We start from the raw sequence: 14,746 nt of genomic DNA on the forward strand, positions 1-14,746 counted from the left end.
TGTATAGCGATTACGCCTTCAGATCAACGGAGATGCTTGCGGGGGTCTGCCGTGTCGATCTCATCGAAATCGTCCATCGCCTGCGCCGGGCTGGAGGGGGCGTGATTGCCGCCCGCTTGATTCCCCTGGCCGCTGCGCAGGGTGGCATGCACACCGGCGGTGCGCGACTGGTCGCGAGCTGACTGGTCGCGCATGATCTTGGGCATCAGGTCCTGCAGTTCAATGAAGGTATCGGCCTGGCGGCGCAGTTCATCAGCCACCATCGGCGGCTGGGTCTTGGTCGAACTGACGACGCTGACGCGCACGCCCTTGCGCTGCACGGCCTCCACCAGCCGGCGGAAATCGCCATCGCCGGAAAACAGCACGACATGATCGATATGCGGGGCCATTTCCATCACGTCGATGGCCAGTTCGATATCCATGTTGCCTTTCACCTTTCGGCGGCCCATGGCATCGGTGTATTCCTTGGCCGGCTTGGTCACCATGGTGAAGCCGTTGTAGTCGAGCCAGTCGATCAGCGGGCGCAGCGGCGAATATTCCTGATCCTCGACGAGGGCCGTATAGTAGAAGGCGCGGACCAGATGCGATTCCTTGCGGAAGCTATCCAGCAGGCGGCGGTAATCGATCTCAAAACCGAGGCTGCGCGCTGCGGAATACAGGTTCGCGCCATCAATAAAGAGCGCCACGCGCTCTTGCGTATAGAACTTCATGGCTATTCCTTTGCTCAATGACTTTGAAAGCAATGACACTTAAAATCTTATGCCACCTTTCTTAGTCGTTACGGCATTCATGGCAAGGGAATTCGCATCGTGAACGGCGGGGTTTACATAGCGCTGGGCGCCAACCTGCCGGGTCCCTGTGGCGAGCCTCGCGCCACGCTGGAAACAGCGCTGCGGATGCTCGCGGCCGAGAATGTCATCGTGCTGAATCGCTCCTCCTGGTGGCGGTCGGCCCCGCTGCCGGCCTCGGATCAGCCCGATTTCATCAATGGCGTGGCCGAAATCGGCACCACGCTGTCGGCGCATGACCTGCTGCAGCAGCTTCACCGGATCGAAACGATCTGCGGGCGGGTCCGTCAGCAACGCTGGGAGGCCCGGACACTCGATCTTGATCTGATCGATTACCGGGGAGAAATCGCCTCGGCGGGAGTCCCGATTTTACCCCATCCATGCCTGCAGGACAGGCTGTTCGTCCTGCTGCCACTGCAGGAAATCGCCCCGGACTGGCATCATCCGGCCAGCCGGCGGGGTCTGGCGGACCTCATACAGAGGGCAGAGCCATTGAATATCAATAGGTTATAAGGAATTTCTTGGGGTTCGGGCATGTTTTCTGCTTGAATGGGGCCCTTGCATCCCCGCGGGATCGCCCTTAATAAGCGCCTTCCGCCGTAATTCACTGTTTTGCCCAAGGGTAGACCATGGCTCGCGTCACCGTCGAAGATTGCGTCATCAAGATCCCGAACCGCTTCGAGTTGGTTCTGCTGGCCGCCCAGCGCGCCCGCGCCATCGGCACCGGCGCCTCGCTGACCGTGGATCGCGACAACGACAAGAACCCGGTCGTGGCGCTGCGTGAAATCGCCGACGAGACCGTGGATATCGAGGGTCTGCGTCAGCGCATGATCGGCGATATGCAGGACAGCCCGGAAGTCGACGAGCCGGAAGAAGACAACATGGCCAATCTGATGCAGTCCGGCGAATGGGCCGGCGTGCAGCAGGACAACGAAGACCTGGCTGAAGGGATGTCGATCGACGAGGTCGACGGCGAGGACGAGGCCGAGGAGGCTGAGGAAGCCGAGCCGGCTGCTCCCGAGGCCGACGAAGCCTGATCGGCTGCCATGACCGGCCCGCAGGGCCGGTCTGACCATAAAACCAAAGGTTTGTGATGCGGCGGGCTTGTTCCCGCCGCATTTTCGTTCAGAATTAGTCTTTAGGTTCAACCGTTTGCCAGAGGTGAAACGGACCAAAGACCATGCGCCCGCGAGTCATGCGCCAAGTTGAGCTGGTAGAAAAGGTTCTCGCCTACGATCCCGATGCGGACGAGGACCTGCTGAATCGCGCCTATGTGTTCTCGATGAAGGCTCATGGCGCCCAGAAGCGCGCGTCGGGCGATCCCTATTTCTCCCATCCGGTCGAGGTGGCCGGCATTCTCGCCGGCATGAAGCTGGACAGTACGGCCATCGCCACCGGCCTGTTGCACGATACCCTCGAAGACACTGTCGCCACGCCCGAAGAGATCGAGAAGAATTTCGGCGGCGATGTGCTGCGTCTGGTGGATGGCGTGACCAAGCTGTCGCGCATCGAGCTGCAGTCCGACCGCGCGCGCCAGGCCGAGAATTTCCGCAAACTGCTGCTGGCGATGTCGAACGACATCCGCGTGCTGTTGGTCAAGCTGGCTGACCGGCTGCACAACATGCGCACGCTGCATTTCATCAAGACGCCGGAGAAGCGCCGCCGCATCGCCAAGGAGACCATGGAAATCTTCGTTCCGCTCGCCGATCGCATCGGCATGATGGAACTGAAGGAGGAACTGGAAGACCTGGCCTTCGCCGAACTGAACGGCGACGCCCGCGCATCAATCATTGCGCGTCTGGATCAGCTGCGCAGTGAAGGCGGCAGCCTGGTTGATCGCATCGCCGACAGGCTGAAGCGGACGCTGGCGGAAAACGGCGTCGATGCCTGGGTTTCGGGTCGCGAGAAGCGTTCTTTCTCCATCTGGGAGAAGATGCAGCGCAAGAACATCGCCTTCGAGCAGCTGTCCGACATCATGGCCTTTCGCATCGTCGTGCGGGACGAGGCGGCCTGCTATCACGCGCTGGGCGTGGTGCATCAGACCTGGCCGTCGGTGCCCGGCCGCTTCAAGGATTACCTGTCGACGCCGAAGCAGAACGGCTATCGCAGCCTGCACACGACCGTGATCGGCCCCGAGAACAAGCGTATCGAAGTGCAGATCCGCACCCAGGAGATGCACGACATCGCCGATCTGGGCGTGGCTGCGCACTGGACCTACAAGCAGAACGGCCATGGCAACACGGCCGCGCCGGAAGCCGAGGCGCGGCAGTATCGCTGGTTGCGCGAACTGCTGGAAATCCTGGAGCAGACCGCCGATCCAGAAGAGTTCCTGGAGCATACCAAGCTCAACATGTTCCAGGATCAGGTCTTCTGCTTCACGCCGAAGGGCGATCTGATTGCCCTGCCGCGCGACGCCACGGTGGTCGACTTCGCCTACGCGGTGCATTCCGATGTAGGCGATACCGCCGTGGGCGCGAAGGTCAACGGCCGCGTAGTGCCGCTGCGCACCGTGCTGCGCAATGGCGACCAGGTCGACATCCTGCGGTCCAAGGTGCCGGCGCCCAATCCGACCTGGCTCAACTTCGTCAAGTCAGGCCGCGCCAAGTCCTGTATCAACCGCTTCATCCGTCAACAGCAGCGCGGCCAGTATCAGGAGCTGGGCAAGGCGATCCTGGTCAAGAAGTTCAAGGAGCAGGACGCTTCCGTCAGCGACAAGGTGCTCGACCCTGTCGTGAAGGTGCTGAAGCTGCGCAGCGCCGACGATGTCTATGCCGGCGTGGGCGAGGGCAACATCACCGCGCGGCAGGTGCTGAACATTGTCTTCCCCGGTCAGAAGGAAGACGAAGCCGACAAGGCGCCACCAACCCTCAAGCCGCATAAGCCCAGCGACAAGGCCGGCGCCGGCATTCCGATCCGCGGCCTGATCCCCGGCATGGCCATGCATTTTGCCGGCTGCTGCCATCCGCTGCCGGGTGATCGCATCGTCGGTATCGTCACCACGGGCAAGGGCGTCACCATCCATACCATCGACTGCGATGCGCTGGAGCAGTTCGCCGAGCAGCCCGAACGCTGGCTCGATCTGGCCTGGGACGCTGCCGAGAATGACGGCACGCAAGGCCATGTCGGCCGCGTCAGCCTGGTGATCAACAACGAGCCGGGCGCGCTCAGTGCCGTCACGACAATTATCGCCAAGCACAAGGGCAACATCACCAACCTGAAGATCACCAACCGTAGCCAGGATTTCTTCGAGATGTTCGTGGATATCGAGGTCCGCGACGTGAAGCACCTGACCAATATCATTGCCGCCCTGCGCGCCACACCGGTCATCAGTTCGGTCGAGCGCGCCAAGGGTTGAGAAAAGTAGCCAGAGAAGAGAAACGATGAACCGCGACGACGTCCTGCAGCATTATCGTGAGTCCGGCGCCCTGCTGGAAGGCCATTTCCTCCTGACCTCGGGCCTGCACAGCCCAGTCTACATGCAGTCCGCCCGCGTGATGATGTATCCCGAGCGCGCCGCGGCACTGTGCAAGGCGCTGGCCGACAAAATCCGGGCCAAGCTCGGTCCCAAGCCGGTCGACCTGGTCTGTTCGCCGGCCATGGGTGGCGTGGTGGTGGGATATGAACTGGCGCGTCAGCTCGGTGTGCCGGCGATCTTCACCGAGCGTGTGGACGGCAAGTTCGCGTTGCGCCGCGGCTTCGATATCCCGAAGGGTGCGCGCGTGCTGATGGCTGAGGATGTGGTCACCACTGGCAAGTCTAGCCGCGAATGCATCGACTGCATCGCCGATCATGGCGGTGTCACCGTCGGCGCCTCCTGCATCGTCGACCGCTCAGACGGCGAAGTCGATCTCGGCGTGCCGCTGTTCGCGCTGTGCGGCTACAAGGTCATGGCCTATCGCGAGGACGAGCTACCGCCCGAACTGCAGAAGATTCCGGCGATCAAGCCCGGCTCGCGCGGCCTGAAATAGGAGAGCCACATGGCGGTGCAGCCACTGCGTCTTGGCGTCAACATCGACCACGTTGCGACCATCCGGAACGCGCGCGGCGGCAGGCATCCCGATCCGGTGCGCGCTGCCAAGATGGCGGCCGGTGCCGGTGCGGACGGCATCACCGCGCATCTGCGCGAGGATCGCCGCCATATCTCGGATAACGATATCGATCGCCTGATGGCCGAGATCAGCCTGCCGCTCAACCTGGAAATGGCGGCCACCGAGGAGATGCTGGCCATCGCGCTGCGGCATAAGCCGCATGCCGCCTGCATCGTGCCGGAACGCCGCGAGGAACGCACCACGGAGGGCGGTCTCGATGCCGCTGGCCAGTACAAGCACCTGGATCCGATGATCCGCCAGCTCTCGGCCGCCGGTATCCGTGTATCGCTGTTCATTGAGCCGTCCATGCAGCAGTTGGATGCCGCGAAGGCATTGGGCGCGCCCGTGGTGGAATTACATACCGGCCGCTATTGCGAAGTCACGGGCGCTGAACAGCAGGCTGAGCTTGAACGCATCCGTAAGGCGGCGGCCCATGCCGCAGCTATCGGTCTGGAATGCCACGCCGGTCATGGCCTGACCTTCGAGAATGTCGCGCCTGTCGCCGCGATCTCCACCATTGTCGAACTGAACATCGGACATTTTCTGATCGGCGAGGCGATCTTCGGCGGTCTGGACGGCACGATCCGCCGGATGCGCAGCCTGATGAATGACGCCCGCGGCTTGAGCGCGAAATCGGCATGATCATCGGCCTTGGGTCTGACCTGATCGATATCCGTCGCATCGAGCAGACGATCGCGCGGTTCGGCGACCGTTTCCTCGACCGCATCTACACGCCGGTTGAACGAGCGCGGTCGGAGCGGCGGGCGCTGACCCGGATCGACTCCTACGCCAAGCGGTTCGCCGCCAAGGAAGCCTGCGCCAAGGCGCTGGGCACCGGGCTGCGCAAGGGCGTGTTCTGGCGCGACATGGGCGTGATCAACCTGCCCGGCGGCAAGCCGACCATGGCGCTCACAGGCGGCGCGCTGACCCGTCTGCAGAGCCTGCTGCCCGAAGGCCACGAGGCCCAGATCGAGGTCTCGCTGACCGATGAGCCGCCGCTCGCCCAAGCCATTGTTATTATCTCCGCGCGCCCCAAATTACTTGGTTTTCCGGGATCGCCGGCGGGAACTTGACTTTGTATAGGCCTTGGCCGCTTGATGCAGCGCCGGTTGGCCATAAACCGGGTGTAAGGGATTGATTTATATGGATCAGGAGCAGGCAGTGGCGAAGATGAAGTCGCGGGCTGGCGATATCTGGGAAAGCCTCCGCACGCTGGTCTTTGCCGTGCTGATCGCGGTTGGCATTCGCACCGTTGCCTACGAGCCGTTCCACATCCCCTCGGAGTCCATGCTGCCGACCCTGCTGGTCGGCGATTACGTCTTCGTCTCCAAATATGCCTATGGCTACAGCAAGTATTCCCTGCTGTTCAGCCCGCCCATTTTCGAGGGCCGCATCCTGGGGTCGGAACCCAAGCGTGGCGACGTGGTGGTCTTCCGCTGGCCGCGCGATCCGTCCGTTGACTACATCAAGCGCCTGGTCGGCCTGCCCGGCGACCGCTTGCAGATGCGCGAAGGCGCGCTCTACATCAACGGCGAGCAGGTGAAGCGTCGCCGCGTCGAGGATTTTGAGCGCCACGACCGGTTCGGCAACGTGGTCGACCGCGAACGCCAGTGGGAGGAGACGTTGCCCAACGGCGTCACCTACCGCACGCTCGACATCAACATGTACAGCAGCAGCGACAACACTGGCGTCTATACCGTGCCGCCGGGCCATTATTTCATGATGGGCGACAACCGCGACAACTCCCTGGATAGCCGCATCGCGATTGAGTCCGGTGGCGTCGGCTATGTGCCGGCGGATCATCTGATCGGCCGCGCCGATGTGCGCTGGATTTCCATCGACCAGAATGCGTCGCTGGTCAAACCTTGGACCTGGTTCAGCGCGCTGCGCTGGAACCGCATGTTCACCGGTATCGAGTGAGCCCGTCGCCGCGTGAACGCCGAGACCCGCAAACCCGCCCTCGAACAGCTGCAGAAGCTTCTCGGCCACAAGTTCGCCGATACGAAGCTGCTGGAAGAGGCGCTGGTGCATCCCTCGGCCAATCCGCGTCGCAGCCGCGCCAAGTCCGCCCGCCAGAAAGAGAAGGCTGCTGTTGAGCCCGCCCCGTCGACCCAGCGCGACTACAATCGCCTGGAGTTCATCGGCGACCGCGTGCTGGGGTTGATCGTGGCGACGTTACTGGCCGAACGTTTTCCGCAAGCCGAAGCTGGTGAGCTCGCGCTGCGCTATAATTCCCTGGTCAAGCAGGAAAGCCTGGCGCGCTTTGCCCAGTCACTGGCGCTGGGCGACTATATCCAGCTCTCGCGCTCCGAGCGCGATTCCGGCGGCGCGGGCAAGCCGGCCATTCTGGCCGATGCCTGCGAAGCCGTGGTCGCTGCCTTATATCTTGATGGCGGTCTGCCGGCCGCCGAGCGCTTCGTGCGCCGCTACATGGAGCCGATGGTCGCGGAAGTGACTGGTGGTGACAAGGATCCGAAGACGGCACTGCAGGAATGGGCCGCGGCCCGTGGCATGGCGGCGCCGCGTTATGAAATCGTCAGCCAGGAAGGCCCGCCGCATGAGCCGCGTTTCACCGTCTCGGTGAAGCTGGGCAGTGGCAATCTGGCCAAGGGGCAGGGTGGCTCGAAACGGGCCGCCGAACAGGAAGCTGCCGGGCATTTGCTCGGGCAGCTGTCAGCCGGGAAAGCATGACTGAAGAAACTGGAGTTGAAGCGGCGAATACCCAGTGCGGGTATGTCGCCATCGTCGGCGCGCCGAATGCCGGCAAGTCCACCTTGTTGAACCAGATGGTCGGGGCCAAGGTCTCGATCGTTTCGAAGAAGGTGCAGACGACGCGCGCGCGCATCACCGCTATCGGCATGGAAGGGCAGGCGCAGGTCATCTATCTCGACACGCCCGGCATCTTCGTTCCGAAGCGGCGACTGGATCGCGCCATGGTCAGCGCCGCCTGGAGCGGCATCGACGAGGCCAATGCCGTGCTGCTGCTGATCGATGCCGAGCGTGGCTTCGACGACGAAAGCCGTGCCATCATCGAGGCGCTCAAGGATCGCAACCGCAAGGGCGTATTGCTGGCGCTGAACAAGGTTGATGCCATTCCACGCGAGAAACTGCTGGGCCTGGCCCAGACCCTCAGCGAGGCCTATCCCTTCGAGCAGGTCTTCATGATTTCGGCGCTGAAGGGCAGTGGCGTCGAGGATGTGCGCCGCGCGCTGGCCAAACGCATGCCGGCCGGCCCCTGGCTCTATCCGGAAGACCAGCTGGCCGATGTGCCGATGCGCTTTCTGGCGGCCGAGATCACGCGCGAGCAGGTCTACCGCTCGCTGCATGACGAGCTGCCGTATGCGATCACCGTCGAGACCGAAAACTGGAAAGACCAGAAGGACGGCTCGGCGCGCATCGATCAGGTGATTTTTGTCGAGCGTGACAGCCAGAAGAAGATCGTGCTGGGCGATGGTGGCCAGATGGTCAAGCGCATCGGATCTTATGCCCGCAAGGAGATGGAGGAGCAGTTCGAGCGCCGTATCCATCTCTTCCTGTTCGTCAAGGTCCGTGAGGACTGGGGCGACGACCCGGAGCGCTACGAGGCCATGGGGCTGGATTTCCCCAAAGGCTGAGACCTATACGCCGATCAGCAGCATGATCACCGGCATGGTGACGAAGGCCAGGAGCGTGCCGATAGTCACGATGGCGGCTGCCAGCGGCGCGTCGCCGCCCATCTGTCTGGCCAGGATGTAGCTGGCACTGGCCGTCGGCATGGTGCCCCATAGCACCAGTACCTTGGTCTCCAGCGCACCAAGCCCCCACAGGCGACTCATCACATAGAGCAGGGCCGGATAGGCCAGCAGCTTGAGCGCGCAGGACAGCGCCACGGCGCGGCCGCCCATGCGGATTGCCTGCCATTGAAGCCCGGCGCCTACGGTCAACAGGCCCATCGGGGCGGCCATGCTGCCCAGCATCTTGAACACCGGCGCGATGCCCTGCGGAAGGGTGATGTCGAGCGCGTTCATTGCGATGCCGAGCAGGCAGGCGATGATCAGCGGGTTCTTGGCCAGGAACAGCAACTGCGCCCGCAGGCTGGTGCCCTGGCCATGGGCGCCATAGCGGGCCAGCGTCAGCACGCAAAGAAAGTTCAGCAGCGGAATCGCCAGGGCGATGGCCACGGCGAACACCGTCAGGCCGGCGCCGCCTTCCAGCGCCGCGACCGCGCCGAGGCCGACGAAGGTGTTGAAGCGCACGGCACCCTGGAAAACGGACGTGAAGCCAGGACCGTCGACGCGGGCGACCGGCCGCAGCAGGTAGACCAGCGCCGCCTGCAGCAGAATGCCGGCCAGCAATGCACCCAGCAGGCCGGTGGGATCAAAGCCGCCCAGTCGTGCGCTGCTCAGGTTGTCGACCAGCAGGGCCGGGAAGAAGACGTAATAGGTGACCTTGTCGGCCAGGGGCCAGAAGGCATCGCCCGGGAAGCCGACACGCTTCATCCCGCCGCCGATCGCGATAAGTAGGAAGATCGGGACGATGGCGAGAATGACGGTCAGCATGGGGAGACTCGGACTGGGGAATGCTTGTCCAGAGTCTAGCGGATGATCTCTACCGGCACTAATGCTGAGCGAGGATGATCAGCAGTTCCATGGCGCGATTGGCGAAACCGAACCCGAGATAAAGAGCAAGCCCGCGCAGGGCGGCATCCTGCAGGGTGACGGCCTGAGCCTGCCAGGTGCCTGCGGATGGTGCGTAGCGACGCTGTGGCAACGGGTAACTGCGGTTGCTGACCGGTTCGGCCATGACGGTGATGGCCGGCATGTCGATGACCGCCGGCAGGTTGCTGCGTACAGGCTCGGAAGCCAGATATTCGGCGACACGGGTGCGGCCCGGGCCGTAGATGCGGCGCCAGCGGAAGGCTTCGGCCTCGGCATTGTCGGCGCTGTCCAGCGAGGCACGCGGAATCCAGCTATCCGCCAGCTTTGTCAGCACGACGTATCGCGGGATGACGATCTCTGTCTGCACGCCCATGACGGGAATTTCTCAAACCATTCTTAATAAACGTTAAACCGCGTTAAACTTTTGCGTTACCGGCGAGCGTTTTCTCTGGAACTGGAAGGAGATAGGGCGGTTTTCCTTGATGGAGATTCATCATGGTTAAGACCAGTATTGGCAGAAAATGGTGGCATTGGGCCTTGGGACTCGTCGGCGCCCTGGCGCTCGCCGTGGTGGTGGGAATGCTGCTGTTCGACTGGAACTGGCTGCGCAACCCCGCGCAGGGCTTCATCACTGCCGCCACTGGCCGCAGCACCAAGATCAACGGACGACTGGTTGGCGAATGGTCTCTGACGCCGCGCTTCGTGGTGGAAGACTTCCATATGGCCAATGCAGACTGGGCCAAGGAGCCCGAGCTGGTCAGCTTCGAGCGTGCCGAGGTTGTGGTCGATCTGCGCGAAATGCTGCGTGGCCGCACGGTGCTGAAGGAAATCCGGCTGGTGAAGCCCGTGGTAGCGCTGGAGCGCCGCGAGGACGGCGAGGGCAACTGGACCTTCGGTGTGAAGGTGGCCAAGGATGCGGCCGTCCCAGAAGATCGCACCGAGATGCCGCTGATTGGCCGCCTGATCATCGAGGATGGCCGCTTCGTCTACGTCGACAAGAAAGCCGGCATTGATGTTGACGCTCAGATCGCGACCGTGATCGGGGCCGGCGGCAACGGCACCGACCGGGTGCGGCTGGGTGGCCGCGGCAGCATGCATGGCGAAGCCTTCCGGTTGCGCATGATAGGCGGTTCGCTGCTGTCTCTGCGCGAGAACGAAGAACCCTATCCGCTGACGATTGAAATGGAAGTGGGTCGGACCAGAGGGCGTGTTTCCGGCACGCTGGCCGATCCGATCAGGTTCGAAGGCCTGAACCTGGAGGTCGCGCTCAGCGGTCCCGATTTGGGCAAGCTGCAGATCATCACCGGCGTACCACTGCCGATGACGCCGCCTTATGACCTCAAGGGCCAGTTGCATCGCGACGGCACGATCTGGCGCATCGAGAATATGGCCGGTCGGGTCGGCAACAGCGATCTGGGCGGCATGGTGAAAATCGATACCGATCGCGAAAAGCTGTATCTGGAAGCGGACCTGCATTCGAAGGTTCTGGACTATCGGGACATCGGTCCGCTGATCGGCCTGCGACCTGAAGAAGAGCGCGCGCCTAATGTCGCCGCCGCGACGATGAGCGAGAAGCAGGTCGCCGAGGCCAAGGCGAAGCAGCCGGCCAAGCCGGTCGCGAAAGGCCCGCCGCCAAAGGTGCTGCCCGATGCGCCGCTGGCGGTTGAGCAGATCCGGCAGGTCGACGCCAGAGTGAAATTCCGGGGCGACAAGGTGAATGCGCCGAACACGCCGCTCAGCGGCGTCGAACTCGACCTTCTGCTGGAGAACAGCGTACTTCACCTGCGGCCGCTGAAGCTGGGCGTGGCCGGCGGCCTGGTCGATGCGGATATCCGCATCGACGCGCGCAACGACACCGTGCTGACGCAGTATGACATCAAGCTGAACAAGTTCCGGCTCGAGCATTTCCTGAATGAGGCCGGCCTGAAGGATACGGGCAGCGGCCAGATCGATGGCCGCATCCGGCTGACCGGCTATGGCGACACGGTGCAGAAGTCACTCGGCAGCGCCAACGGCGACCTGCGCCTGACCATGAATGGCGGCTCGCTGTCCAACCTGGCCATGGAGCTGATCGGCCTGGACGTGGCTGAAGCGGCTGCTTTCTGGGCCGGTGGCGACAAGCAGATTCCGCTGCGCTGCTTCGCGGCTGATTTCAACGTGCAGGAAGGCATCATGGTGCCGCGCACCTTTGTCCTGGACACGACCGATACCACGGTGACCAGCGAAGGCAGCATCAGCCTGAAGGAAGAGCTGCTCGGCCTGACCTTGAAGGCGCATCCCAAGGATCCCAGCCTGCTGTCGGCCCGCACGCCGATCACCGTGCGGGGCGCTTTCAGCCGTCCCAGCATCGGCATCGAGGCGGGACCTTTGGCCGCGCGCACAGCAGGGGCTATTGCACTTGGCGTACTGCTGACGCCGCTGGCCTCAATCCTGGCCTTCATCGAGCCGGGTCTGGAACGCGATAGCGATTGCGCCGCGCTGCTGCAGCAGGTGCAGACGGGTAAGCCGGGATGAATACCCGCCTGCTCAGTATCGGTCGTCTGTTTTTCGGAGCAGGCCGCGCCATGATCAACAGCCTGTCCTTCGAACTGGCTGGCCACATCGCCTATACCGGTCTGCTGGCGATCTTTCCCTTCCTGATCTTCCTGGCTTCGCTGGCGGGCTTCCTGGGCAACATCGCCGGCAGCCTGGCATCCGTGCAGACCATGCTGCATCTGCTGCCGCCGGACGTGGCCAAAACCCTGGAGCCGGTCATCCACGAAGTGCTGGATACCCGTGACGGTGGCCTGCTCACGCTAGGCCTGCTCGGTGCGCTCTGGGTCGCCTCCAGCGGGATCGATGCCCTGCGCATCGCGCTCAACACCGCCTATGACATCAACGAAGAGCGGCCCTGGTGGCTGATCAAGCTGGGCAGCATCGGCGCCATCATCGCGGGGGGCTTCGCCTTCCTGATGCTGTCGGTACTGGTGGTGCTGGGCCCGGTGATCTGGAAGGCGCTGCTCTGGGCCTTTCCGCTGGGCGAGGCCGACAAATGGGCCTTCAGCCTGTTCCGCTACACCCTGGCCGGGCTGGTTCTGCTGGCTGGCCTGCTGGCGCTGCATCGCTGGCTGCCGGGCAAAAGCATCCCGATACGCTGCCTGCTGCCGGGCGTGGCGGCGACGGCGGTACTGTGGCTGGTGTCGGCCAGCCTGTTCTCGGTCTATGTGGCCAAACTCGGCAGCTACAGCGCCACCTATGGCAGCCTGGGCGGGGTGATCGTCACCCTGGTCTTCTTCTATGTCTCGGCGGTCCTGTTCATTTTCGGCGGCGAGCTGAATGCCGCCTTGCTGCGCCGCACCGCCAAAAAAGCCTCAAGCCCGCCGGCCGAGGCTCTGGCCGAGCGCTGAGCCGCTGGCTATGCTCCGTCCCCTGTATTTATGCCTCGAGGGACGGACCAGCACATGGCAACCAAAAAGAAGAAGGCCGCGCCGGCGGCCAAGCGTAAGGGCGCGAAGGCCGACAAGTCCAATCTGCCGAGCCGGCATGTCACCGTCGGTCCCGATCGCGCGCCGCACCGCAGCTACTATTATGCGATGGGCCTGACCGAGAAGGAAATCAAGCAGCCCTTCGTCGGCGTGGTCACCACCTGGAACGAGGCGGCGCCTTGCAACATCACGCTGGCGCGTCAGGCCCAGTGGGTGAAGAAGGGCGTCAAGGCCAACGGCGGCACGCCGCGCGAATTCACCACCATCACCGTCACCGACGGCATCGCCATGGGCCACCAGGGCATGAAGTCGTCGCTGGCCAGCCGCGAAGCCATCGCGGATTCCACCGAACTCACCGTGCGCGGCCATTGCTATGACGCGCTGGTCGGCCTGGCCGGCTGCGACAAGTCGCTGCCCGGCCTGATGATGGCCATGGTGCGGCTGAACGTGCCCTCGATCTTCATGTATGGCGGTTCGATCCTGCCGGGCAAGTTCCGCGGCAAGGACGTCACCGTGGTCGACGTCTTCGAGGCGGTTGGCCAGCATTCGGCCGGCAAGATGAACGCCAAGGACCTGCACGAGCTGGAATGCGTGGCCTGTCCCTCGGCCGGCTCCTGCGGCGGCCAGTTCACCGCCAACACCATGGCCTGCGTCTCGGAAGCCATCGGCCTGGCCATTCCGGGTTCGGCCGGCGCGCCGGCGCCCTATGAGACCCGCGACCAATACGCGGAAGCCTCGGGCCGGCAGGTGATGGAGCTGATCAAGCTGGGCATCCGTCCGCGCGACATCGTCACCCGCAAGTCGCTGGAGAATGCCGCCCGCGTGGTGGCTGCCACCGGCGGCTCGACCAACGGCGCGCTGCATCTGCCCGCCATTGCGCATGAGGCCGGCATCAAGTTCGACCTCGACGACGTGGCCAAGATCTTCAAGTCGACGCCCTATATCGCCGACCTCAAGCCGGGCGGGCGCTACGTCGCCAAGGACATGTACGAGATCGGCGGCGTCAGCGTCGTGCTGAAGGAACTGATGAAGGGCGGCTACCTGCATGGCGACTGCCTGACCGTCACCGGCAAGACGCTGGAGCAGAACCTGAAGGGCGTGACCTTCCCGAAGAACCAGGATGTCGTGCGCCCGATCACCAACCCGATCACGCCGACCGGCGGCGTTGTCGGCCTGAAGGGCAACCTCGCGCCGCGCGGCGCCATCGTGAAGGTGGCGGGCATGGCGCGCCTGAAGCATGTCGGCCCGGCGCGTGTCTTCGACAGTGAGGAAGACGCCTTCGAGGCGGTGCAGAAGAAGAAGTACAAGGAAGGCGATGTCATCGTCATCCGCTATGAAGGCCCCAAGGGCGGCCCGGGCATGCGCGAGATGCTGTCGACCACCTCGGCCATCTACGGCCAGGGCATGGGCGAGAAGGTGGCGCTGATCACCGACGGCCGGTTCTCGGGCGGCACGCGCGGCTTCTGCGTCGGCCATGTCGGCCCGGAAGCGGCGGTGGCTGGTCCCATCGGCCTGATCAAGAACGGCGACATCATCACCATCGATGCCGTGAAGGGAATCTTAAGCGTCAACGTCACGGCGGCCGAGTTCGCCAGGCGCAAGAAGAAGTGGAAGCCGCGCAAGACTGACTACCAGTCGGGCGCGCTGTGGAAATACGCCCAGACCGTGGGCGATGCCCATGACGGCGCGGTGACCCAGCCGGGCGGCAAGGCCGAGACCCACGAATACGCCGACATCTAAACCGACCACTTCCAGAAGGGCGCCCACTG

General features: G+C 63.5%; 15 protein-coding genes. 12 read left to right on the forward strand and 3 right to left on the reverse strand.

The genetic code is table 11. The features are described from left to right. Positions 1-23: 23 nt before the first annotated feature. Entirely contained in the window at positions 24-710 is a 687-nt protein-coding gene (locus AC1RRT_RS18045; protein WP_493015273.1) for a LabA-like NYN domain-containing protein, read from the reverse strand. A gap of 99 nt (positions 711-809) precedes the next feature. Here AC1RRT_RS18045 and folK point away from each other — a divergent pair, with 99 nt between their 5' ends. The 9 genes from folK (at position 810) to era (ending at position 8,490) form a co-directional block, all read left to right on the forward strand. Continuing rightward, positions 810-1,301 carry a 2-amino-4-hydroxy-6-hydroxymethyldihydropteridine diphosphokinase gene (gene folK / locus AC1RRT_RS18050; protein WP_493015274.1) on the forward strand — a complete coding sequence of 164 codons (492 nt, stop codon included), beginning with the start codon at positions 810-812 and terminating at the stop codon, positions 1,299-1,301. 116 nt (positions 1,302-1,417) lie between these two features. Beyond that, complete coding sequence (rpoZ, locus tag AC1RRT_RS18055; RefSeq protein WP_493015275.1) at positions 1,418-1,825, forward strand: DNA-directed RNA polymerase subunit omega; 408 nt, start codon at positions 1,418-1,420, stop codon at positions 1,823-1,825. 143 nt (positions 1,826-1,968) lie between these two features. Then, positions 1,969-4,143, forward strand: a complete 2,175-nt coding sequence (locus AC1RRT_RS18060; RefSeq protein ID WP_493015276.1) for a RelA/SpoT family protein — start codon at positions 1,969-1,971, stop codon at positions 4,141-4,143. Between the two features lie 25 nt (positions 4,144-4,168). Next, positions 4,169-4,756, forward strand: a complete 588-nt coding sequence (gene pyrE / locus AC1RRT_RS18065; protein ID WP_493015277.1) for an orotate phosphoribosyltransferase — start codon at positions 4,169-4,171, stop codon at positions 4,754-4,756. A 9-nt stretch (positions 4,757-4,765) separates the two neighbouring features. Continuing rightward, complete coding sequence (locus tag AC1RRT_RS18070; RefSeq protein ID WP_493015278.1) at positions 4,766-5,518, forward strand: pyridoxine 5'-phosphate synthase; 753 nt, start codon at positions 4,766-4,768, stop codon at positions 5,516-5,518. Continuing rightward, the gene (gene acpS, locus AC1RRT_RS18075; protein WP_493015279.1) at positions 5,515-5,949 is read left to right on the forward strand and encodes a holo-ACP synthase; all 435 of its coding nucleotides are present in this window, start codon (positions 5,515-5,517) and stop codon (positions 5,947-5,949) included. Before AC1RRT_RS18070 ends, acpS begins: the two co-directional genes overlap by 4 nt. Before the next feature lie 70 nt (positions 5,950-6,019). Beyond that, positions 6,020-6,796 (forward strand): signal peptidase I, encoded by a 777-nt coding sequence (lepB, locus tag AC1RRT_RS18080; protein WP_493015280.1) that lies wholly within the window; start codon positions 6,020-6,022, stop codon positions 6,794-6,796. A gap of 12 nt (positions 6,797-6,808) precedes the next feature. Next, positions 6,809-7,567 (forward strand): ribonuclease III, encoded by a 759-nt coding sequence (gene rnc / locus AC1RRT_RS18085; RefSeq protein WP_493015281.1) that lies wholly within the window; start codon positions 6,809-6,811, stop codon positions 7,565-7,567. Further along, positions 7,564-8,490: a GTPase Era gene (gene era, locus AC1RRT_RS18090; RefSeq protein WP_493015282.1), complete on the forward strand. Its 927-nt coding sequence runs from the start codon at positions 7,564-7,566 to the stop codon at positions 8,488-8,490. The genes rnc and era overlap by 4 nt, the downstream gene beginning before the upstream one ends. 3 nt (positions 8,491-8,493) lie before the next feature. Here the strand turns inward: era and AC1RRT_RS18095 are convergent, their stop codons facing one another. Further along, a complete protein-coding gene (locus AC1RRT_RS18095; protein ID WP_493015283.1) occupies positions 8,494-9,414 on the reverse strand; it encodes an AEC family transporter in 921 nt (306 codons plus the stop codon). Between the two features lie 58 nt (positions 9,415-9,472). Further along, the gene (locus AC1RRT_RS18100) at positions 9,473-9,886 is read right to left on the reverse strand and encodes a hypothetical protein (RefSeq protein WP_493015284.1); all 414 of its coding nucleotides are present in this window, start codon (positions 9,884-9,886) and stop codon (positions 9,473-9,475) included. Between the two features lie 122 nt (positions 9,887-10,008). On the opposite strand from AC1RRT_RS18100, the gene AC1RRT_RS18105 reads away from it, so the two are divergent. From AC1RRT_RS18105 to ilvD, 3 genes are read left to right on the forward strand one after another with little or no spacing between them, the layout of a single operon-like run. After that, complete coding sequence (locus AC1RRT_RS18105; protein ID WP_493015285.1) at positions 10,009-12,027, forward strand: AsmA family protein; 2,019 nt, start codon at positions 10,009-10,011, stop codon at positions 12,025-12,027. Further along, positions 12,024-12,899: a YihY/virulence factor BrkB family protein gene (locus AC1RRT_RS18110; RefSeq protein WP_493015286.1), complete on the forward strand. Its 876-nt coding sequence runs from the start codon at positions 12,024-12,026 to the stop codon at positions 12,897-12,899. The genes AC1RRT_RS18105 and AC1RRT_RS18110 overlap by 4 nt, the downstream gene beginning before the upstream one ends. Positions 12,900-12,953: 54 nt before the next feature. After that, positions 12,954-14,717 (forward strand): dihydroxy-acid dehydratase, encoded by a 1,764-nt coding sequence (ilvD, locus tag AC1RRT_RS18115; RefSeq protein WP_493015287.1) that lies wholly within the window; start codon positions 12,954-12,956, stop codon positions 14,715-14,717. Positions 14,718-14,746: the final 29 nt, after the last annotated feature.

This window comes from Ferrovibrio sp. GW821-FHT12B10 (assembly GCF_058807515.1).